We start from the raw sequence: 21,520 nt of genomic DNA on the forward strand, positions 1-21,520 counted from the left end.
TCTACGCTAGTCACAGGATCGGCCGCGGGACCCGGACACGGGGCAATCGCTGTACGCCGCCCGCGAACGACGGAGGAACCAGTGGATCGAACCCGGTCTGTGAAGCTCGGACTGGGCGTATGGGCGCTGATCGTCGCACTGATCGCGCTCGTCGTGCTCACCTTCCTGCCGACGCCGTACGTCATCCAGCGCCCCGGCCCCGTGTACGACACTCTCGGCACGGCGGCGGGCGCCGACGACGAGCAGGTTCCGCTGATCAAGGTCGACGGGGCTGAGACGTTCGAGACCGGCGGCACTCTCGACCTCACCACCGTGCAGGTCGTCGGCAACCGCGAGCGCACCCCGAGCTGGTTCGAGCTCGCACTCGCCTGGACGGATCGCTCGCGCGCCGTCGTGCCGATCGAGTCGGTGTTCCCGGCGGGGCAGACCAGCGAGCAGCGCGACGAGCGCAATGCCACGCTCATGGTCGACTCGCAGCATGAGGCCACCGCCGCCGCCCTCGGCGAGCTCGGCTACGACACCGGGGCCGCTGTCGCCGTCGTCGAGGTGATCGACGACGCCCCGGCGGCGGGGCTGCTGGAGCCGGACGACGTCGTGACCGCCATCGACGGCACGCCCGTCACCTCGGCGAAGGTGCTGCGACAGGCGATCCAGGATGCCGGCGGCGCGCCGGTGCAGCTGACCGTGCTCCGAGCGGGGGAGGAGCGGACCGTCGAGGTGACGCCCGAGAAGCAGGTCGACGGAGACGTCACCACGTGGCTCATCGGGGTGACGCTGCGGACCGACTACGACTTCGAGATCGACGTGACCATCCAGCTCGACAACGTCGGCGGGCCGAGTGCCGGCATGATGTTCGCGCTCGGGATCATCGACACGCTCACCCCCGGTGAGCTCAACGGCGGGCAGAACGTCGCCGGCACCGGCACGATCGAGGCCGACGGCACCGTGGGGCCGATCGGCGGCATCCGGCAGAAGCTCTACGGCGCCCGCGATGCCGGCGCGGAGTACTTCCTCGCGCCGCAGTCGAACTGCGACGAGGTCACGGGGCACGTCCCCGACGGACTGACGGTGCTCAGCACGTCGACGCTCGACGAGTCGCTCGCGGCGCTCGAGGCGATCGCCGACGGCGGCGACATCGGGGCGCTGCCGACGTGCGACGTCGCCGCGGCGAAGTGACGTCCTCCCGGCGAAGTGACGTCGTGACCTCCCCGTGACAGGAACGACAGCCGCACCACAGTAAGGGATGCCTAGGATGGAAGGGTGACCTCGACTTCCGCACCGAACCCGGCCACTCCTCGAACCTCACGAAGAATCTTCGGCATCTCCTTGGCGATCATCGCCGCGTTGATCGCCGTCTTCTTCGTCTTCTCGTCGCTCTTCACCGAGTACCTCTGGTTCGACCAGCTGGGCTTCACGAACGTGCTCACGACGCAGTGGTTCGCGACGGTGACCATGTTCGTCCTCGGCTTCCTCGGCATGGCGGTGCCGCTGTTCGTGGCGATCCAGCTCGCCTACCGTCTGCGTCCGGTGTACGTGCGGCTGAGCTCCCAGCTCGACCGGTATCAGGAGGTCATCGAGCCGCTGCGCCGTCTGGCGATGTGGGGCATGCCGATCTTCTTCGGTCTCTTCGCCGGGTTCTCCGCCGCGAGCCAGTGGAAGACCGTGTGGCTCTGGGCCAACGGCGTGGCGACCGACACCACCGATCCGCAGTTCGGGGTCGACACCGGCTTCTACATGTTCGCGATGCCGTTCTACTCGATCCTCCTCGCGTTCGTGTCGGCCGTGCTCCTGCTCACCCTGATCGTCACCGCCCTCGTGTCGTACCTGTACGGCTCAGTGCGGATCGGCCAGGGCGAGCTGCGCATCTCGAAGGCCGCCCGCATCCAGCTCGCGGTGCTCGCCGGCCTCTACCTCATCGTGCAGGCGGCGAGCCTGTGGCTCGACCGCTTCAAGACGCTCGTGAGCCCCGACGACCGCATCGTCGGTCCGGCGTACACCGGCGTCAACGCGACCATCCCCGGTCTGGCGATCCTCGCGATCATCGCGGCGATCGTGGCCGTGCTGTTCTTCGTCACCGCGGTGATCGGCCGGTGGCGGTTCCCGCTCGCGGCGACCGCGCTGCTCATCATCGCGTCGCTCGTCGTGGGTGTCGGCTACCCCTGGGCCGTCACGACCTTCCAGGTGCGGCCGAACCAGAACGCGTATCAGGCCGAGTTCTATCAGCGGAACATCGACGGCACGAAGGAGGCGTACGGGGTCGCCGACCTCGAGACCACGCCCTTTGAAGCCGAGACCGATGCCGAGGCCGGTCAGCTCCGCGCCGACGCCGAGACCACGGCATCCATCCGCATCGTCGACCCGGCCGTGATCAGCCCGACCGTCCGTCAGCTCGAGCAGTATCGCGGCTACTACCAGTTCCAGGAGAACATGGACGTGGATCGCTACGAGATCGACGGAGTCATGCAGGACACCGTGGTGTCGGTGCGCGACCTCGACATGAACGGCGTCGACGTCTCGAACTGGAACAACCGCGCCGCGGTCTACACCCACGGCTACGGCCTCGTCGCCGCTGCAGGCAACCAGCGCACGAGCGACGGCGAGCCCGTCTTCCTCGAACGGGGCATCCCGTCCTCCGGCTTCCTCACGGATCAGGAGAACTTCGAGCCCCGCGTCTACTTCGGCGAGAACTCGCCCGAGTACTCGATCGTCGGCGCCCCCGACGGCACGGATCCGGTCGAGATCGACTATCCGCGAGGCAAGGACGGGTCGAGCGAGACCAAGACGACGTTCGACGGCGACGGCGGTCCGAAGATCGGCGGCACGTTCACCAAGCTGCTCTACGCGCTGAAGTTCCAGTCCGAGCAGATCCTCTTCTCGAACCTCGTCAACGACGACTCGCAGATCCTGTACGACCGCGACCCCAAGACCCGTGTGCAGAAGGTCGCGCCGTACCTTGAGCTCGACAGCGATCCGTACCCGAGCGTCGTCGACGGACGCATCGTCTGGATCATCGACGGCTACACGACGAGCGCCTCGTACCCGTACTCGACGAACGTGAGCCTGTCGGAGGCAATCGCCGACTCGAACCTCCCGTCGCCGACCCTCGCGATCGATGACATCAACTACATCCGCAACTCGGTGAAGGCGACCGTGGACGCCTACGACGGCAAGGTCACGCTGTACGCCTGGGACGACCAGGATCCGGTGCTGCAGACGTGGCAGAAGATCTACCCGTCGACCCTGAAGCCGGTCAGCGAGATGTCGGGCGACCTGATGAGCCACGTCCGCTACCCGACCGACCTGTTCAAGGTGCAGCGCGACATCCTCGGGATCTACCACATCAACACGGCCGGCTCGTTCGCGCAGCAGGACAACCGGTGGCAGACGCCGAACGACCCGCGCAGCGATTCGGTCCTGCAGCCCCCGTACTACCTGACCATGCAGATGCCGGGTCAGGACTCCCCGCGGTTCTCGATGTTCTCGACGTTCATCCCGAACGCCTCGGGCAGCGGGGGCAACCGAGACGTGCTGATGGGCTATCTCGCCGTCGACTCCGACGCCGGGTCGGAGGCGGGCACGAAGGCGGAGGGCTACGGGCAGCTCCGGATGCTGGAGATCGACACCGACACCACGGTGCCCGGTCCCGGTCAGGTGCAGAACACCTACAACTCCGACACCTCCGTGGTGCCGCAGCTCAACCTGCTGCAGCAGGGTGAGTCGCAGGTGATCTACGGCAACCTGCTCACGCTGCCCGTGGGTGGCGGTCTGCTCTACGTGCAGCCGGTCTACGTGCAGTCGTCCGAGGGGACGAAACTGCCCCGTCTGCAGAAGGTGCTCGTCGCCTTCGGCGACAAGGTCGCGTTCGAAGACACGCTGACGGCGGCGCTCGACGCCCTGTTCGGCGGTGACTCCGGTGCGACGGGCGGTGACGATCAGGTCGAGCCGACGCAGCCCGATCCGGACACCGGCGAGGTTCCCACCGAGCCGAGCACTCCGACGGATGCCGAGGCCGCTGCACTCGCGGACGCGCAGCAGGCGCTGCTCGACCGTGACGCCGCCCTCAAGTCGGGGGACCTGACGAAGTTCGCCGAGGCCGACAAGCGTCTGACCGATGCGGTCAACACGCTTCTCGAGCTGGACGGTGCCGCCGGGGAGTAAGCCTCCAACGATCGGGCCGCGCATCCCGGCCGCCGCGAGAGGGCTCAGGCCCCGGCGGCGGCGGGGATGCGCGGCTTTCGTCTGCGGCGGTCTTCGCAGAGGACGCTGAGGAGGATCGCGGCGGCCAGGACTGTCATCGCGACCTGGGTGCCGGTGGCGAGAGGGGGCGCATCGCCGTGGCTCCCCGGCACGGCTAGCCATCTCGCGAGATCGCCGAGTCCGTGCAGCGTGATCGGCGCCCAGAGCGTGCCGGTGACCCGGAGCGCGGCATAGAAGAGAACGCCCTCCATCGAGGTCACGCCGACCTGGAACGCGATCGTGGAGATCGGCACGCCGCCCATCAGGCTGCCGACCGAGTGGGCGAGACCGAACCCGAGTGCGGTGGTCAGTAGCACCACGGTCTCGCCGTGGTGGGCGCGGACGGATTCGAGCAGGATGCCGCGGAAGAAGAGCTCTTCGCCGAGACCCACGAGAAGATAGGCGAGCACGCCGACGGCGACGTACGCGACGCTGAGCAGTGGCCAGTGCACCTCGCCGACGAGCGCCGCGATCTGAACGGCGACGACGACCGGAACGAGCCACCACCAGAGTCGCCGCGGAGTGCTCCTGCTGAGGGGAGGGTCGCTCCAGACGTCCGCCCACCATCCGGACACGCGGGCGAAGACCAGTCCGCCGGCGACGGCGAGGGGGAGCGGGATGAGGTGGGTCAGCGCCAGCTCGGATGCCGGGTCCGCGTCGGCGGCGCCGAGAGCATCGACGAGCGCACCGCCGCCCGCGGCGACGGCGACGTAGACGGCGACGGCGATGAGCCCGATCCCGAGGAGTCGCGGGACGCGATCGGAGCGGGAGGACGAGGTGGACGCAGGCGCGGGGCGTTCGCCTGGCTCGGTCATGGTGCGATCATGCCAGTCGGATACGGCGCCGACGACACTGTCCACAGGTCGCGCGGACAGAAGCGGCGTTGCGCCCATCGGCGAACCCGATGGGCACCACAGGGCCTCTGGGATGGGACGATGGCACATCGCGTCCTACTGTTGCTGACATGACGGTCTCCTCTGCGCGCAGCATCGAAGCCGTCGCCGTTAGTCCGATCATCGAGATCGGCGACGTGGAGGGAAACCTGCGTCGCCTCTCCGCCGCGCTGGCCGCGTTCGATGACGACACGCCCCGTCTCGTGGTCGCGCCCGAGCTCGCGACCAGCGGGTACGTGTTCGCCGACCGGGCGGAGGCCGCTCGGCTCGCGATGCGACGCGACGACGACCGGCTGACCCGGCTCGCGTCGGTCCTCGGCCCGCAGACGGTCGCGGTGATCGGCTTCGCGGAGAGCGACGGCGAGGTCCTCTACAACTCCGCGGCGGTGCTGACGCGCGACGGGGTGCGCGCGGTCTACCGGAAGTCGCACCTCTGGGGCGAAGAGAAGCTCGTCTTCACACCAGGACCGGATGCCGGGATGACGGTCGACTCACCTGTGGGGCGCTTGGGCGTCGCCATCTGCTACGACAACGAGTTCCCCGAGATACCCCGCGCCCTGGCCCTGTCCGGCGCTGACCTGCTGGCGCTTCCCGTGAATTGGCCGCTGGTACCTCGGCCGGCAGGGGAGCGGGCCCCGGAGACCATCCAGGCCATGGCCGCCGCTCGATCGTCGCGCCTGCCCACCGTCATCGCCGATCGGCACGGTGTGGAACGCGGGGTCGAGTGGACCGGCGGCACCGCGGTGATCGACGGGGAGGGCTGGGTCGTCGCGGCACGGAGCGACGGCGCGGCGACCGCGACGCTGCAGATAGTGACCGGCGACAAGGGGTTGGGGCCGCACAACGACCTGTTCGCCGACCGGCGCCCCGACATCTACCGCCCACACTCCTCCTGACCCGCAGGCCCCGCGCCGGCATCCACCGATTCCTCACCCGAGAGGGAACCCCCATGTCACACCAGAGCAACGGCCTTCCCGAGCCGCGTATCGCACAGACCGAGGTCGCCCTCCCTGTCACGAGCGGGATCGAGGTGAAGTCCATCGACTGGGTGCCGTTGACCGAGCGCACCGGAACCCCGTCGAGCCTGTTCTCGCTGTGGTTTATGTCGAACGCGAACCTCACGACCCTCGCGACCGGAATGGTCGGGGTCGCGATGGGCGCGAACTTCCTCGTCTCCGTCGTCGCGATCGTGCTGGGCGTCTGCGTCGGCACGGTGTTCACGGCGTTCCACTCCGCGCAGGGCCCGCAGTTGGGCTTGCCGCAGATGATCCAGTCCCGCGCCCAGTTCGGGTACCGCGGTGTCGCGATCGTCTGCCTCGTGGTGGTCGCGAGCATCGTCGGGTTCAACATCTTCAACCAGCTGCTCGCCGGCCAGGTGCTGACGACGACGACCGGCGTGGATGCGGGCGCGTGGTGGTACGTGCTCATCACGGCTCTCGCGCTGACCCTCGCGATCGTCGGCTACCACTGGATCCATCGCGTGCAGAAGTGGCTGACGTGGTTGTTCCTCGCCACCTTCGGCGTGTTCACGGTGGTCGCGATCTTCATGCTGCCGTTGCCCGCCGCCGACTTCTCGCTGGCGGAGCTGAACTGGCCCGCATTCCTCGTGCAGTTCGCGGCCGCCGCGGCCTACGCCCTCGGATGGGCGCCGTACGTCTCCGACTACTCGCGCTACCTGCCGCCGCAGACGAATCCGGGCAAGGCGCTCTTCCACACCGCATCGGGCGTCATCGTCGGGGCCGGCTGGCTCATGATCCTCGGCGCGTTCGTGGCGTCGCTCTTCACCGAGGCCGACCCGGTCGAGGCGATCGGCGCCGCCGCAGACGCGATCCTGCCCGGACTCGGTCCGGTGCTGCTGTGGTCGGCGCTGCCCGCGCTCATCACGGTCATCACGATCAACATCTATGCCGCGAGCATCGAGCTGATCACGGTCGCCGACTCGTTCCGCCCGGTGCGCCCCACGCGCCTGACGCGCATCGTCGCGTGCTCGCTGGTCGGTCTGGGCGGTCTGCTCGGTGCCGCGTTCTCGACGGGGGAGTTCCTCGACTCCTTCGGCAGCTTCCTTGTGGTGCTGCTGTACGTGCTCGTTCCGTGGACCTCGGTCAACCTCGTCGACTACTACCTGGTGCGACGCGGACGGTATGCGGTCGCGGAGATGTTCCGTCCGCACGGCATCTACGGCGCGTGGGGCTGGCGCGGCATCACGGCGTACGTCGTCGGCATCGTCGCGATGATCCCCTTCGTCGTCACGACCTGGTTCACCGGACCGATCGCCACGGCTCTCGGCGGGATCGACATCGCCCTGTTCGTCGGCCTGATCGCGTCGGCCGTCGCCTACGTGATCCTCGCGCGGGGCCTCGACCTGGACGCCGAGAGGCGACTCGCCCGCGAGGAGGCGGATGCCGCCGGCATCCGCTCCGTGAGCTTCGGCGCCAACCGGGGCTGACCACGCTCGGGAGCGAGTTCCGGAATGCCGGAACGCTGCCCGCGACGCTGAGGTGCGGGCAGCTCCCGCGACCTACCGTGCTGAATGACCACCATCGTGGTCGAGCAGATGCGGTACGGACGAATGGAGCAGCATGTCATATTTCGAGCTCGCCCCTCAGGAGCGACTGAGTCTCGCAGGACGGGTGCGCAAGGTCATCGACACCGTCATCGGGCGAAAGCCCACCATCGGTTGGAAGTGGTGACGGCACCATCTCGAGCGGAGCGGACCCTCTTCGGCGGGTCCGCTCTTTCGGCGTTCGGGACCGGCCTGACGCTTCCCTACCTGCTCATCTACCTCGTGGAGTCGATCCAGATCCCCCTGCACGTGGCCGTCCTCTGGCTCGCTGCACCAGCAATCGTCGGGCTCATCGGTACGGCATCCATCGGACCCGCCATCGACCGCATCGGACCGGCGCGGTTCGCTGCGCTGGCCTCCTCGTCGAGTGCGCTCGGATGCGGAGCTCTGGCTCTCAGCAACTCTTCCAGTGTGTGGACGGCGCTCGGTGGTGTCGTCGCACTCGAATGCGGCATGTCGATGACCGGAACAGCGCTTCAGGCCGCGGTCGGTCTGCTGGTCGTGCCGGATCGCCGATCGCGATTCTTCAGCGCGCAGGCGGGGTGGTCGAATGCGCTCTTCGCTCTGGGCACGGCCGCTTCCTCGCTGGCCGTCGCCGAGCACGGAGTGCGCATCGCGGCAGCGATGTTCGGCGTCAACGCCGTCGGCTATATCGCGTCTGGAGCGATGTTCGCCGTCCTGGCGCGCTCGGAACAGCGGGCGGCGACACCCGACGATCGTCGCACCGGTATCCGCTCCTACGTCGCCTCGATAGGCGTCCCGCTTCGTGATCCTCTCTTTCTTCGGCTCGTGATGCTCACGTTCGTCATCTCGCTCGTCATCATGAACCAGAGCGAGTACGCATTCCCTGCGTTCGCCGCGGGCTCGAGCCTTCAACCGTGGGTCGGGTTCGGGTTCACGGTCGGTGCGATCGCGGCCGCACTCACCCAGATCCTCGCGGCCCCGCTGCTGAAGGCGCGGCTCAATCGCATGTACGTGACTGTCGCGGCGATGACCGTCGCAGCGTCCTGGGTGCTGCTGTGGATGGGAACCTGGGGAGGCGCGGGATTTCTCCTCGGCTTCGCCGCGCTGCAGAGCATGGGCGAAGCTCTCATCATCGCCGTCGTGCCCGCCGTCGTCCTCGGAGCGGCCCCGGAGTCACAGGTCGGTAAGTACATGGCGTTGAACTCATTCGCCTTCCAGGCCGGACGCACCGCAGCACCGCTGCTGGTCGGCGTCATGGCGATCGGAGCCAAGGAGACGATTCCGCTGTGGGTCGCCCTGGGGTCGGTCATGGTCGGCGTTGCGGCCATGCGCGTTCTGAGGCCCGCTCGATGCTCGACGGCGGGTGATCAGCCGTGAGCATGCAGCCGTGGGACAAGCGTCGCTCGTGGCTCCGGCGCAGGTCGTGAAATGCGAAGAGGCCCGATCCTCTCGGATCGAGCCTCTTCATCTGTTGCGGGGACAGGATTTGAACCTGCGACCTCCGGGTTATGAGCCCGGCGAGCTACCGAACTGCTCCACCCCGCGGCACAAGAGATAACTTATCACGGATGCAAGAGGTGCGCGAATCGAGCCCGACTCCCCGGGCGTGTGGGGGAGGATGAGCACATGACCTCCGCCGCCGTGCCCGTCGCCGTCTGCCAGTTCGCTCCCTCCGAGTCCCGCGAGCAGAATCGCGAGCGCGTCGCCGAGCTGACCGGGCAGGCCGCGGCGCGTGGCGCCAGGCTGGTCGTGTTCCCCGAGTACTCGAGCTATTTCGTCGACCCGATGGACGAGACTCTCGCGGAGAATGCCGAGACACTGGACGGCGAGTTCGTGTCGTCGCTGCGCGCCGCGGCATCCGATCATGGCGTGGTCATCGTCGCCGGACTCGTCGAGCGGGCGTCCGAACCGGGCCACGTGCACAACACCGTCGTCGCGGTGCGGGGTGACGGGATCCTGGCCACCTACCGCAAGCAGCACCTCTACGACGCGTTCGGGCAGTCCGAGTCAGACTGGATCGAGGCGGGCGATCTCGATGCCGCCGCGACGTTCGAGGTCGCCGGGATCCGGTTCGGACTGATGACCTGTTACGACCTCAGGTTCCCGGAGGTGGCGCGCACGCTGGTCGACGACGGCGCGGACGTGCTGGTGGTACCCGCCGAGTGGGTGCGCGGCCCGCTCAAGGAGCATCACTGGACGACGCTGCTCGCCGCGCGGGCGATCGAGAACACGGCGTACGTGGTCTCCGCCGATCACCCGACGCCCATCGGCGTTGGGCACTCGCAGATCGTCGACCCGCAGGGCGTCGTGCTCGCCGGGGCCGGCACCACCGAGGGCATCGCCGTCGCCACGGTCGAGGCGGCCTCGATCGAGCGCGTCCGCGCGGTGAACCCATCGCTGCGCGCGCGGCGGTACCGCGTCGTTCCCCGCTGATCCCGTTCCCTGACCGCGGCGGGGGGCATGAGCCGGCTGCTGGTCCGGTCGGGGCGACGCTATTCGACGTCGGTTCGGCGTCAGAAACTGCTGGCGAGCCTGGCGGCCGCCTCCTGCAGAACCTCGACCCGCTTGCAGGCGGCGAACCGCACCAGCCCGGCGTAGTCCTGTCGATGCTCCGGAGAGACGAACGCCGTGAGGGGGATCGCGACGACCCCGGCGCGCTCCGGCAGGGCGCGGCAGAAGGCCGCGGCATCCGCTCCGCCGAGGTCAGTGGCGTCGGCCACCGTGAAATAGCCGCCCTGCGGCGCACGCACCGCGAAGCCGGCGGCCCGCAGGCCGTCGCCGAGGATCTCGTGCTTGCGCGCCATCGTGCGCGCGGCCCCGGTGAAGAAGTCGTCGCCGAGGCGGAGTCCCACGGCCACCGCCGGCTGGAACGGCGAGCCGTTCACGTAGGTCAGGTATTGCTTGACGGTGAGGACGGCCGTGATGAGGTCGGCCGGGCCGTGCACCCAGCCGATCTTCCATCCGGTGGCCGAGAACGTCTTGCCTGCGGAGGAGATCGTGAGGGTGCGCGCTGCCGCACCGGGGAGTGTGGCGATCGGGGTGTGCGGGGTCGCGAACGACAGATGCTCGTAGACCTCGTCCGTGACGATGACCGCGTCGTGCTGCTCGGCGAGCCGCACGACCTCTTCGAGGACGGCTCGGTCGAAGATCGTGCCGGTGGGGTTGTGCGGGTCGTTGATCAGGATGACCCGCGTGCGATCCGTCACGGCCCGGGCCAGCTGGTCGAGATCCGGATGGAAGTCCGGCGCGCGGAGGGGGACGGTGCGCAGCCGTGCCCCGGCAAGCGCGACAGCGGCGGCATAGGAGTCGTAGTAGGGCTCGAACACGACGACCTCGTCGTCGGGGCCGTCGATGAGAGCGAGCAACGTCGCCGCGAGAGCCTCGGTTGCCCCCGCCGTCACGATGACCTCGATCCCGGGGTCGACCTCCAACCCGTAGAACCGGCGCTGGTGCTCGCTGATGGCTGCGAGCAGATCCGGCGTGCCGCGGCCGGGCGGATACTGATTCTCGCCGCGGGAGATCGCGGTCCTCGCGGCCTCCAGTACCTCAGCGGGGCCGTCTTCGTCGGGAAAGCCCTGACCGAGATTTATCGCACCGGTTAGGGCCGCGGCCGCCGACATCTCTGCGAAGATTGTAGGTGCGACGGAACCGTCTGGTGCGAGCAGTCCGGCTCCTTCTGCCGTGCGTCGCCATGCGCCGGGGATGACACTCATGAAGAACAGGCTAAGGCCATAGCGGAAACTCATCTTCGACATACGAAACGCACAGATACGAGGCGCACTCTGAGGGGGCGTTGTTGAAGGAGCACACACCATGAACGAAGACACCACCCCCGACCAGCCGGCACCCGCGTCGCACGACGCCGTGTCGTCCGCCCCGGCATCGTCCGACGTCGACCGTTCGACGACGGATGCCGCCACCGACACCCCCGCGGGAGCGGCGGCCCCCGCCCCAGGCATCCCCGCCGCCCCGGCCCGCGGCCACGAGGTCCCCTCGACGTTCACGTCGTCTCAGCCGGCGGCGTCGACGTTCGAGGCACCGGCGGCGCACCTCGGGCAGTCTCCCACCGCACCGCACGCGCCCTACGGGGCGCCGGCGCAGCAGGGTCCGACCCCGTACGGCGGGCCCACCGCGTCCGCTCCGGGTGCCGCCTTCGGCATCCACACCGCTCAGCCGGCACCCGGCGCTGCGCCATCGGGTCCTGCTGTCAAGACGAAGGAGAAGCCGCGGGCAGGCGTGAAGTTCGCGGCCATCGTCGTCGCCGCAGCACTCGTCGGCGGTGTCGCAGGCTTCGGCGGCGGTGCGATCCTCACCGGGATCTCCAACCAGAACACCACGGGCGTCGCGCAGGGCCCCGACACCGTCACGGTCAACAACCCCGGATCCGTCAACGAGACCACCGCCGTCGCCACCGCCGCGCTGCCCTCGGTGGTCACGATCGAGGTCGCCGGCTCGAACGAGGCGGGCAGTGGCTCGGGTGTGATCATCAGCAAGGACGGCTACGTGCTGACCAACACGCACGTCGTGACGCTCGGCGGAGCCGTGGCCGACCCGACGATCAGGGTCACCACCTCCGACGGCCGCATCTTCTCGGCGACCGTGGTCGGCACCGACCCCATCTACGATCTCGCGGTCATCAAGCTGACGGATGCCGATGACCTCACTCCGATGGACTTCGCCGACTCGTCGAAGCTCAACGTCGGCGACACCGCCGTCGCGCTCGGCGCGCCCCTGGGGCTGTCGAATTCGGTCACGACCGGCATCGTCAGCGCTCTGAACCGGAGCATCCAGATCCAGTCGTCGGCCCTCCCCGACTCGTCGTCGGAAGACGCCCCACAGGAGCAGCAGTCGCCGGAGGACGGCGAGGGTCAGGGACCGTTCCAGTTCGACCTCCCCGGCAACGGCTCGCAGCAGAGCTCCGAGAGCATCTCGATCGCGGTCATCCAGACGGACGCGGCGATCAACCACGGCAACTCCGGCGGCGCGCTCGTCAACAGCAAGGGCGAGCTGATCGGCATCAACGTCGCCATCGCCGGCTCCGGCAGCTCCGAGGAGTCCGGGTCGATCGGCATCGGCTTCGCGATCCCCTCGAACGTCGCCAAGCGCGTGTCCGAGGAGATCATCGCCGACGGCGCGGCGACCCACGGCCTGCTCGGGGCATCCGTCCGTGACGCTGCCAGCACCGAGAACGCCTCCGTCTCCGGCGCGTACATCGCCGATGTCACCGGCGGGGGAGCAGCGGCCGCCGCCGGCCTCAAGGCCGACGACATCGTGACCGCCTTCAACGGCGTGCCGATCACGAGCGCCAACGACCTCACCGCGCAGGTCAGGGCTGCGGCCGCGGGCAGCGACGCGAAGGTCACCTACATCCGCGGCGGCAAGGAGTACGAGATCGACGTGACGCTGGGAGAGCTCGCCGGCTGACCCCGCGGCTTCTTCGCTCGCAGACAGGACGCCACCCCGCGATAGGCTCGCGGGGTGGCGTCCTTCTCGTTCGGCTCCGGCAATGCGGCCAAGCTGCTCCGGATCCCGCTCTACCTCGTGGGGCGCGTAGGGACACTCGTCGTTCCCCGAGGGACTCGATGGGTCTTCGGCTGCGGTGCGGGCATCGGCGACGGCGCACTCGCTCTGCAGCGGCATGCGGCCGCGCAGGGACACGACACCGTGTGGCTCACCTCCTCGGAGCGGGAGGAACGCGACGCGGCGGCCCTCGGCATCCGCACGCTCCCGAAGTCGGGCCTGCGCGGGTGGTGGGCCACGGCACGCGCGGGAGTCGTCGTCGTCACCCACGGTCTGGGCGATGTGAACCGCTACGCGAACGCCGATGCCTTCGTCGTGCAGCTGTGGCACGGCATCCCCTTCAAACGCATCGGCCTGGATTCCCCGGCGACGACCCAGGTGCCGGCTGTGCCCGGCGCGCCCGTGCTGCGCGCCCTCGTGGGATTCCTCTACCGTCGCGCCGCGCAGCGCATCCGCGTCCTCCCCGCAGCGTCCCACCGCTCGCGCGGACGGTTGGAGTCGGCCTTCGGCCTCGGTGGCGATCGGGTGGTCGTCACCGGGGAGCCGCGCGTCGACGTGCTCTCCGCGGGCGAGCCCGCGGGGCGGCGGGCGACGGCATCCGCCCTCCTGCAGGGCACGGTCGGCGACCTGTCCGGCGCCCGCACCGTGCTCTACGCGCCGACCTGGCGCGACGGTGCCGCAGACCCCGCCGTGCCGACGGCGGACCAGTGGGCGCGCATCGTGCACGCCCTCGATCGGCACGACGCCGTGCTCCTCGTGAGGTCGCATCCCCTGGGAGAGGGGCAGTACAGCCCGCCGGTCCCCACTGACCGGGTACGGATGCTCGGCGCCGGTGTCCTGGCCGACGTGACTCCCGCTCTGCCCGCCGTGGACGTGCTCATCACGGACTACTCCTCGCTCGCCTACGACGTCGGACTGCTCGGGATGCCGGTGCTCTTCCTCGCCCCGGACGCCGAGGAGTACGCCGAGACACGCGGCTTCTACGGCCGGTTCGTCGACGTCGCCGGTGACGACGCGGCTCGCGACTGGGACGGCGTGATCGCGCAACTGGTGACGCTGCTCGGCGACGAGGGCGCCTTCCGGGCGAGGTCGGAGCGTTCCGCTACGCTCAGCGCGGAGATGCATGCGTTCCGCGACGGCGGCAACACCCGACGCGTGTACGACAGGATCCGAGCACGGGGGATACCCGGGCCGAAGGGAGCAGCATGACCACCGCCCTGATCGACGAGGCGGCGGAGACCCTCGTGGTCGCGGGGACCGGAGCGCGCCCTGCCGACGCGTCGCTGGTCGGACCGCGCGCACGCGTCGACGGCCGCATCACCGGCGGTGGCAAGACCTGGAAGGCCACCTTCCCGCTCCGTGCCTCCCGCTGGGGCGGCGCCGAGCTGCCGCTGCCGTCCGGCAGATACGAGATCCGCATCCCCGGTGCCGCGCTCGACGATCTCTCCGTGCCCCCACACGTCCTCCCCGGCCTGCGCATCGCGGTAGAGGAGTCGGCCGTTCTCATCGCCGCGCCGATCGACCCCGTCTACGAGACCGCCGAGGGGCAGTCGACCCTCGAGGGCCGTTACGTCGCGCACTCCGGAGCGACGGAGAACGCGGTGTTCTTCGAGAGCTTCTACGGACGCAGTGTCGGCTGCAACCCGCGGGCCATCGACAGCGCGCTCGCCGCTCGGGCGCCCTCGGTCACGCGGTACTGGAGCGTCGTCGATCTGTCCGTCGCCGTCCCGGACGGCGCCATCGCGGTCGTCGAGGGCAGCCCCGAGTGGTGGCGCGCGCGTGCGGCGTCCAGGCTGCTCATCGTCAACGACTGGCTGCGGCGCCGTTTCGCGCGCAAGCCCGGCCAGCGGGTGCTGCAGACCTGGCACGGCACGCCCCTCAAGCGACTCGCGCTGCATCGCCCGGGGTTCGACCTCCGCCGCATGCTCGCGGTCGCGCGAGAGTCCCGCCGCTGGGATGTACTGCTCGCGCAGAACACCTACGCTGAGCGGGTTCTCCGCAAGGCGTACGCGTTCTTCGGGCGTCCGATCTGGGTCGAGGGGTACCCGCGCAACGACGCGCTCGTATCAGGCGACGCCGCAGCGATCCGCGCCGCCCTCGGCATCGGCGAGCAGGAGCGCGTGCTCCTGTACGCCCCGACGTGGCGCGACGACCGCGCCGAGATGGTGGACTTCGTCGACCCGGAGCTGCTCGCGCATCAGACGGATGCGGTCGTGCTGGTCCGCGGGCACTCCCGCACCATTGCCACCGACCGCGATCGCGCCGGAGCGCGCGTGATCGACGTCACCGGCTACCCCGACACGTCGCAGCTGCTGCTCGTCGCCGACGCCCTCATCACCGACTACTCCTCGGTGATGTTCGACTACAGCGTCACGGGCAAGCCCCTCTTCTTCCTCGTGCCCGACCTCGATCACTACCGAGGTCAGCTGCGCGGGTTCTACTTCGACCTCGAAGCGCGGGCTCCGGGGCCGGTGGTTCGCACGCAGGACGAGTTGGTGACCGCGCTGGGTGACGACGGCGTCGAATCCGCGTACGCGGACCGCTACGCGGCATGGCGGGCGCAGTTCAACAGCAGGGACGACGGGCACGCCGCAGACCGGGTCGTCGCCCGCATCCTCGATCAGGGGTTCGTCACACCCTGACCCCGGTCACACCCTGACCCCGGCGCCGACCGGTCAGGGGAGCGGTGTGTTCCTCGTGCCGAGGCGAGAGGCGTCCACGGTGTCGCGCGCGCCGCGCAGCACGCCCCCGAGAAAGCCGATGCCCCAGGAGAGGTGCATGGTCGGCATCACGATCGCCGTCCACATCCGCTGACGCGGGCCGCCGCCGCCGGGCAGCGCCGCCACGGCGAGCACGAGCACCACGTAGGCGAGCAGCGGCAGATAGAGCAGCGTCGAAAGCACCCACGAGAGCGCCTGACCGACGACCCCGGCCAGCTGCAGCACACCCAGGACCACGGCTGCCGCAGCGATGACGACGAGCGCGGGCGGTGCGAAGAAGCGGATGCCGTTGCGGCGGCCGAACCGTCGGACGAGCTCACCCCGCCATGCACCTGTCGCGCGGAACTGCCGCGCGAGGCGGATCCAGCTTTCCCGCGGCCAGTAGGTGACGGACAGCTGCGGGTCGAACCACACGACGTGCCCGGCCTGGCGGATGCGGAGGTTCAGCTCCCAGTCCTCGCCGCGGCGGATCGTCTCGTCGAAGAGCCCGACCTCCTCGACGACCGCGCGCCGCATCACACCAAGGTAGGCCGACTCGGCCTCGCCCTCGTGCGTGCCGCCGTGGTACGCGCCGCCGCCGAGACCGACGGGCGAGTTGTAGAGCCGGGCGACGGCGGTCTGGAACGGCGTGCGTCCGTCGGCGCGCATGACGCCGCCGACGTTGGCGGCGCCGGTGCGCTCGAGGGTGGCGAGGGCGCGCGCAGCGTACCCGGGGGAGAGCTCGGAGTGCGCGTCGACCCTGATGATGGTGTCGTAGCGGCTGGCCTTGATCGCCGCGTTGAGTCCGACGGGGATGTGGGCCTCGGGATTGTCGACGAGACGGATCCGATCATCCGCGGCTGCCAGTCGCTGGGCGAGTTCGGTGGTGCCGTCGCTCGAGGGGCCGAGGGCGAGCACGAGCTCGGCCGGCCCCGACAGCTCCTGCGAGAGCACCGAGCCGACGGCGTGCTCGAGGTAGTCGCGTTCGTTCAGCACGGGCATGACGAACGACACCCCTGCCGGGATGGCGTCGTCGTCTCTCTCTGGCACACCATGATCATGGCACGTGCGCTCGCGGGTTCCCTGATGGGCGGGGGCCCGTTCTCCGCACGTCTGAGCCCGGCGGGGTCACTCGGTATCCTGGAGGGATGGGTGCACTGTCCGACGCGAACAAGGCCTACCGACTCCTGAAGCGTGCTCTCGCCTCGCGGAAGGCCGTGCAGAAGGTGCGTCGCCGGCTCGCCGAGGGCGACCCGCATCCGGCGGGGCGGTACCAGGTGGCCGTGTACTTCGCCGATGGCGATGTGAACATGTACCAGATGCGCCAGTGGTACCGGCCGCTGCAGGAGCTGTCGAAGCACTGGCCGGTCGTCGTGCTCGCGAGGGCCGCGACTGGCGCCGCCAAGCTCGTTGACGAGGACGGCCCGCCCGTGGCATTCGTGCCGACGGTGCGTGATCTGGAGCGCTTCGTCGCGACGCAGGACATCCGCGTGGTGCTGTACGTGAACCAGAACACACGCAACTTCCAGATGTTCCGCTACGGCCGTCGCTGGCACGTCTTCATCAACCACGGCGAGTCCGACAAGATGTACATGACGACGAACCAGTACAAGGCGTACGACTACGCGCTCGTGGCCGGTCAAGCGGCGCGTGACAGACTCGCCCGCACTCTGTGGGGCTACGACATCGATCGGCGGACCATCGAGATCGGACGCCCGCAGGCCGACCACTACTCGGGCGCCCTGCCGTATACCGCCGATGATCGGACCGTCGTGCTCTACGCCCCGACCTGGGAGGGCGACCGCCCGAGCGCGCACTACGGCTCGATCGTCTCGCACGGCGAGGCTCTCGCCACGGCGGTGCTGGCGTCGGGGACGCATCGGCTCATCTATCGCCCGCACCCGCGCAGTGGCGTCGTCGACCCCGAGTACGGGGCCGCGAACCGGCGGATCCTCGCGGCCATCGCGTCGGCGAACAGCGCCAACCCCGGTGCCCAGCACGTCTTCGATGACGGCCCCGAGCTCGGGTGGCAGCTCGCGGCCGCCGATGTCGCCGTGGTCGACATCTCGGCGATGGTGTACGACCGTCTCGCCGTCGGCAAGCCGCTGATGGTCACCCGGCCCGCCGACGACCGCGCGGAAGTCGACACGAGCGGGTATCTCTCCGATTGCGAATGGCTGGACGCCGGAACCGCGTCCGAGATCCTGGCGCATGTCGCGAGGGTCCGCGCGGATGATGCCGCGATCGCCCGGCTGCGGATGTGGGTGCAGCACTACTTCGGAGACACGGCACCCGGCGTCGCCACCGAGAAGTTCCACGCCGCGATCGGGCGCCTCATGGAGGAGTGGGACGAGTGGCGGACCCGGGAGATGGGTGCCGTCCGCGCGGACGAGGACGACGATGACGACGAGGTCGACGAGGAGATCTGATGATGGACCTGCAGCGCACCCGCGGGATCGCCTCCCGCCTCGAAGTCCTGGACGAAGTCGGGTCGACGAACGCGGCGCTGCGGATGTTCGCGGCGGACCCCGAGGGCTGGCCCCATCTCTCGGTGCTGCTCACCGAGAACCAGACCGCCGGACGGGGGCGGCTCGACCGCACGTGGACGGCTCCGGCCGGCGCGGCGCTCGCCGTCTCGGTCGTGTTGCGCACCCTGCCCGCCGACTCTCGCGCACGCGGGTGGATCCCTCTCGCGGCCGGGGTCGCGATGGCGGATGCCGTCGCCGCTCAGCTTCCCGGCCGTGCCGTCGCGGTGAAGTGGCCGAACGACGTGCTCGTGGACGGGCGGAAGATCTGCGGCATCCTCGCCGAAGCGGCGGGTGATGCAGTCATCGTCGGGAGCGGCATCAACACCGCGATGACCGAGTCCGATCTGCCCGTGCCGACGGCGACATCGTTCGCGGTGCTGGAGGCGGAGGTCGACGAAGACGCACTGCTCTCGGCGTACCTGCATCGGCTGTCGGTACTCACGGACGCGCTCGCGAATGCGGGTGACGCTGTCGAGAGCGGCCTGCATTCGGCCGCGCTCGCGAGGTGCGCCACGATCGGCCAAGACGTACGGGTCTCACTCCCCGGCGACGCGGTGCTCGAGGGAACCGCCGAGACGATCGACGAAGACGGACGCCTCGTCGTGCGGTCGGGCACGGCGACGCATGCGGTGTCGGCGGGGGACGTGGTCCACGTCCGCCCCGCCTCGTCCTGACACGCGGAGTCATCGGAAAGCGGCTTTGTCGGTGATCGCGGGCACAATGGAGGGGTGACCCAGCCCGTGACACTCGGCGGCCGGCCGACTATGCCGCCGCCCGGCGTGCCGTCGGAGGAGCTGCTCGTCGCGCGTTTCCGCGGTCACGCGCGTCGCCTGACGTGGTCGGCGCTCGTGCTCATCGGGGTGTTCGGCGGCACGGGCTACTTCTTCGACAACCTGCCCGCCCCGTTCGAGAACTGGATGCTGCTGAGTGCGGCAGGCGCTCTGATACTGCTGCTCGTGCTGGTGCCGTGGATCGTCTGGTGGTCGCGCACCGTGACGGTGACGACGCGACGCGTGATCGTGCATCACGGCATCGGAGCGCGCAACAGGCAGGAGATGTCGCACGCCAGGGGCTACACGATCGGCGTACGACGCGGTGCACTGCAGCGGCTCTGGGGCGCGGGCACGATCACGCTCTCGAATGGCGTGGACGACCCGCTCCGACTGGCGAACGTGCCCAACGTGCGTCTGGTGCACGAGACGCTGGCCGACCAGATCGAGGTGAGCCAGATCCTGGCCCACCGCGATGCCCAGTCCGGTCAGGACGGCATCCCGACCTTCTGACCGGCCCCCGCGGCGCGTGCGAACGCACGCCGCGCGGATGCGGGAGAATGGTCCCGACGAATGGAGGCGGCATATGGCGCTGCGCGTGGGCGTGATCGGTGGAGGTCAGCTGGCGAGGATGATGATCGCTCCGGCGGTCGAGATCGGGCTCGATCTGCGGGTCCTCGCCGAGAGCGAGGGGATGTCGGCCCGGATCGCGGCGACGGCCGTGGGCGACTACCGCGACCTCGACACGGTGAAGGCGTTCGTGAAGGACGTCGACGTCGTCACGTTCGACCACGAGCACGTGCCGCAGGAGATCCTCCGCGCACTCGTCGCCGACGGGGTATCGGTGCACCCGGGTCCGGACGCGCTGCAGTTCGCCCAGGACAAGCTCGTGATGCGCGCGCGTCTCGCAGAGCTCGGCGTTCCACAGCCGGACTGGGCACCGGTTCGCGATGCGGCCGAACTCCAGGCCTTCCTCGATGCGCACGGCGGGAGCGGGGTCGTGAAGACGCCGCGCGGCGGGTACGACGGCAAGGGCGTGCGCGTCGTGCGCGCGGCCGATGAGGCGCAGGACTGGATCGACGCGCTTCCGGCCGGCGACGCGCTGCTCGTGGAGGAGCTCGTGGGCTTCGTGCGTGAACTCGCGCAGCAGGTCGCCAGACGCCCGAGCGGCGACATGGTCGCCTACCCGGTCGTCGAGACCGTGCAGCGCGACGGCGTGTGCGCCGAGGTCATCGCGCCGGCACCCGCGGCCGCCGAGCGGCTCGTGCAGGTGGCCGAAGCCATCGGTCGGCAGATCGCCGAGGGACTCGGCGTCACCGGGATGCTGGCGGTCGAGCTCTTCGAGACCGACGACGAGCGCATCCTCGTGAACGAGCTCGCCATGCGCCCGCACAACAGCGGCCACTGGAGCCAGGACGGTGCGGTGACCGGCCAGTTCGAGCAGCACCTCCGTGCCGTCGCCGACCTGCCACTCGGCGACCCGAGTCCGCGTGCGCCGTGGTCGGTCATGGTCAACATCCTCGGCGGTCCCCAGGAGGGGTCCCTGGGAGACCGCTTCCACGCTGCCATGGTCGAGCACCCCTCAGCGAAGATCCACACCTACGGCAAGGACCCCCGTCCCGGCCGCAAGGTCGGCCACGTAAACGTCTCGGGCGACGACCTCGACGACGTCGTGTACGTCGCCAGGGCGGCGGCATCCCACTTCGACTGAACGGCGCGGCGGCTCGGCGTTCCTCGCGCGCCGTTCGGGGGATCTCCCAGCCGTAGACCGTAGCCTGAGTGAGTGACTGAGCCACTGCACTCCTCCGCCGCTCCACTCGTCGGCGTCGTCATGGGTTCCGACTCGGACTGGCGTGTGATGAGCGACGCGTCCCAGGCTCTCAGCGACTTCGCCATCCCGCATGAGGTCGAGGTCGTCTCGGCTCATCGCACCCCCGACAAGCTCATGCAGTACGCCCGCGAGGCGCGCGGCCGCGGCATCCGGGTGATCATCGCCGGAGCCGGGGGAGCGGCGCACCTGCCGGGCATGCTGGCCTCGATGACCGCCCTGCCCGTCATCGGTGTCCCCGTGCCGCTGGCATACCTCGACGGCATGGACTCGCTGCTCTCGATCGTGCAGATGCCGGCGGGAATTCCGGTGGCGACCGTCTCGATCGGCGGTGCGAAGAACGCCGGGCTTCTCGCGGCGCGCATCCTCGGGACCTCCGACGACGATCTCGCGGATCGCATCGAGGCCTACGCCCTCGACCTCGAAGCGCAGGTCGAGGAGAAGAACGAGCGGCTGAAGGGCTCTCTGTGACGCTGGCGCCGCCGCGTGGCGCGGCGCGACCCCTCATCGAGACGCGGC

The 21,520-nt window shown here is 69.5% G+C and carries 17 protein-coding genes and 1 tRNA gene; 14 read left to right on the plus strand and 4 right to left on the minus strand.

What is annotated here, in order from left to right; translation table 11 throughout:
* Positions 1 to 81 precede the first annotated feature (81 nt).
* Both FSY98_RS13615 and FSY98_RS13620 read left to right on the plus strand, forming a co-directional pair.
* The gene (locus FSY98_RS13615) at positions 82 to 1,176 is read left to right on the plus strand and encodes a PDZ domain-containing protein (RefSeq protein WP_144877189.1); all 1,095 of its coding nucleotides are present in this window, start codon (positions 82 to 84) and stop codon (positions 1,174 to 1,176) included.
* 84 nt (positions 1,177 to 1,260) lie between these two features.
* Positions 1,261 to 4,158, plus strand: coding sequence for a UPF0182 family protein (locus FSY98_RS13620; RefSeq protein ID WP_144877190.1), 2,898 nt, complete (start codon positions 1,261 to 1,263; stop codon positions 4,156 to 4,158).
* 44 nt (positions 4,159 to 4,202) lie between these two features.
* Here FSY98_RS13620 and FSY98_RS13625 read toward each other — a convergent pair whose 3' ends face one another.
* Positions 4,203 to 5,051 (minus strand): CPBP family intramembrane glutamic endopeptidase, encoded by an 849-nt coding sequence (locus FSY98_RS13625; RefSeq protein WP_144877191.1) that lies wholly within the window; start codon positions 5,049 to 5,051, stop codon positions 4,203 to 4,205.
* Positions 5,052 to 5,200: 149 nt separating this feature from the next.
* Between FSY98_RS13625 and FSY98_RS13630 the strand changes: the two genes are divergently transcribed.
* The 3 genes from FSY98_RS13630 to FSY98_RS13640 all read left to right on the plus strand — a co-directional run bounded on the left by FSY98_RS13630 (position 5,201) and on the right by FSY98_RS13640 (position 9,033).
* Complete coding sequence (locus tag FSY98_RS13630) at positions 5,201 to 6,025, plus strand: nitrilase-related carbon-nitrogen hydrolase (RefSeq protein WP_144877192.1); 825 nt, start codon at positions 5,201 to 5,203, stop codon at positions 6,023 to 6,025.
* Between the two features lie 53 nt (positions 6,026 to 6,078).
* Complete coding sequence (locus FSY98_RS13635) at positions 6,079 to 7,575, plus strand: cytosine permease (RefSeq protein WP_144877193.1); 1,497 nt, start codon at positions 6,079 to 6,081, stop codon at positions 7,573 to 7,575.
* A gap of 240 nt (positions 7,576 to 7,815) precedes the next feature.
* Positions 7,816 to 9,033 carry an MFS transporter gene (locus FSY98_RS13640; protein ID WP_186307690.1) on the plus strand — a complete coding sequence of 406 codons (1,218 nt, stop codon included), beginning with the start codon at positions 7,816 to 7,818 and terminating at the stop codon, positions 9,031 to 9,033.
* A 94-nt stretch (positions 9,034 to 9,127) separates the two neighbouring features.
* Here FSY98_RS13640 and FSY98_RS13645 read toward each other — a convergent pair.
* Positions 9,128 to 9,201 (minus strand) — tRNA-Met (locus tag FSY98_RS13645).
* Positions 9,202 to 9,282: 81 nt separating this feature from the next.
* On the opposite strand from FSY98_RS13645, the gene FSY98_RS13650 reads away from it, so the two are divergent.
* A complete protein-coding gene (locus FSY98_RS13650) occupies positions 9,283 to 10,089 on the plus strand; it encodes a carbon-nitrogen hydrolase family protein (RefSeq protein WP_144877195.1) in 807 nt (268 codons plus the stop codon).
* 80 nt (positions 10,090 to 10,169) lie between these two features.
* On the opposite strand, the gene FSY98_RS13655 is transcribed toward FSY98_RS13650, so the two are convergent.
* Complete coding sequence (locus FSY98_RS13655; RefSeq protein ID WP_144877196.1) at positions 10,170 to 11,369, minus strand: aminotransferase class I/II-fold pyridoxal phosphate-dependent enzyme; 1,200 nt, start codon at positions 11,367 to 11,369, stop codon at positions 10,170 to 10,172.
* A 100-nt stretch (positions 11,370 to 11,469) separates the two neighbouring features.
* On the opposite strand from FSY98_RS13655, the gene FSY98_RS13660 reads away from it, so the two are divergent.
* The 3 genes from FSY98_RS13660 to FSY98_RS13670 are packed head-to-tail and all read left to right on the plus strand — an operon-like array spanning position 11,470 to position 15,818.
* Complete coding sequence (locus FSY98_RS13660) at positions 11,470 to 13,080, plus strand: S1C family serine protease (RefSeq protein ID WP_144877197.1); 1,611 nt, start codon at positions 11,470 to 11,472, stop codon at positions 13,078 to 13,080.
* A gap of 54 nt (positions 13,081 to 13,134) precedes the next feature.
* A complete protein-coding gene (locus FSY98_RS13665; RefSeq protein WP_144877198.1) occupies positions 13,135 to 14,385 on the plus strand; it encodes a CDP-glycerol glycerophosphotransferase family protein in 1,251 nt (416 codons plus the stop codon).
* A complete protein-coding gene (locus FSY98_RS13670) occupies positions 14,382 to 15,818 on the plus strand; it encodes a CDP-glycerol glycerophosphotransferase family protein (RefSeq protein ID WP_144877199.1) in 1,437 nt (478 codons plus the stop codon). The genes FSY98_RS13665 and FSY98_RS13670 overlap by 4 nt, the downstream gene beginning before the upstream one ends.
* Before the next feature lie 33 nt (positions 15,819 to 15,851).
* Here the strand turns inward: FSY98_RS13670 and FSY98_RS13675 are convergent, their stop codons facing one another.
* The gene (locus tag FSY98_RS13675; protein WP_144877741.1) at positions 15,852 to 16,877 is read right to left on the minus strand and encodes a glycosyltransferase family 2 protein; all 1,026 of its coding nucleotides are present in this window, start codon (positions 16,875 to 16,877) and stop codon (positions 15,852 to 15,854) included.
* A gap of 146 nt (positions 16,878 to 17,023) precedes the next feature.
* Between FSY98_RS13675 and FSY98_RS13680 the strand changes: the two genes are divergently transcribed.
* From FSY98_RS13680 to purE, 5 genes are all read left to right on the plus strand, one after another.
* Positions 17,024 to 18,304 carry a CDP-glycerol glycerophosphotransferase family protein gene (locus FSY98_RS13680; RefSeq protein ID WP_144877200.1) on the plus strand — a complete coding sequence of 427 codons (1,281 nt, stop codon included), beginning with the start codon at positions 17,024 to 17,026 and terminating at the stop codon, positions 18,302 to 18,304.
* Positions 18,304 to 19,077 (plus strand): biotin--[acetyl-CoA-carboxylase] ligase, encoded by a 774-nt coding sequence (locus FSY98_RS13685; protein WP_144877201.1) that lies wholly within the window; start codon positions 18,304 to 18,306, stop codon positions 19,075 to 19,077. Before FSY98_RS13680 ends, FSY98_RS13685 begins: the two co-directional genes overlap by 1 nt.
* Before the next feature lie 54 nt (positions 19,078 to 19,131).
* The gene (locus FSY98_RS13690) at positions 19,132 to 19,686 is read left to right on the plus strand and encodes a PH domain-containing protein (RefSeq protein ID WP_260857408.1); all 555 of its coding nucleotides are present in this window, start codon (positions 19,132 to 19,134) and stop codon (positions 19,684 to 19,686) included.
* Between the two features lie 73 nt (positions 19,687 to 19,759).
* The gene (locus tag FSY98_RS13695) at positions 19,760 to 20,884 is read left to right on the plus strand and encodes a 5-(carboxyamino)imidazole ribonucleotide synthase (RefSeq protein WP_144877202.1); all 1,125 of its coding nucleotides are present in this window, start codon (positions 19,760 to 19,762) and stop codon (positions 20,882 to 20,884) included.
* 120 nt (positions 20,885 to 21,004) lie between these two features.
* Entirely contained in the window at positions 21,005 to 21,472 is a 468-nt protein-coding gene (gene purE / locus FSY98_RS13700; protein WP_144877743.1) for a 5-(carboxyamino)imidazole ribonucleotide mutase, read from the plus strand.
* The last annotated feature ends 48 nt before the right edge of the window (positions 21,473 to 21,520 follow it).

It is taken from the genome of Microbacterium sp. 1.5R, from assembly GCF_007667425.1.
Lineage (GTDB): Bacteria > Actinomycetota > Actinomycetes > Actinomycetales > Microbacteriaceae > Microbacterium.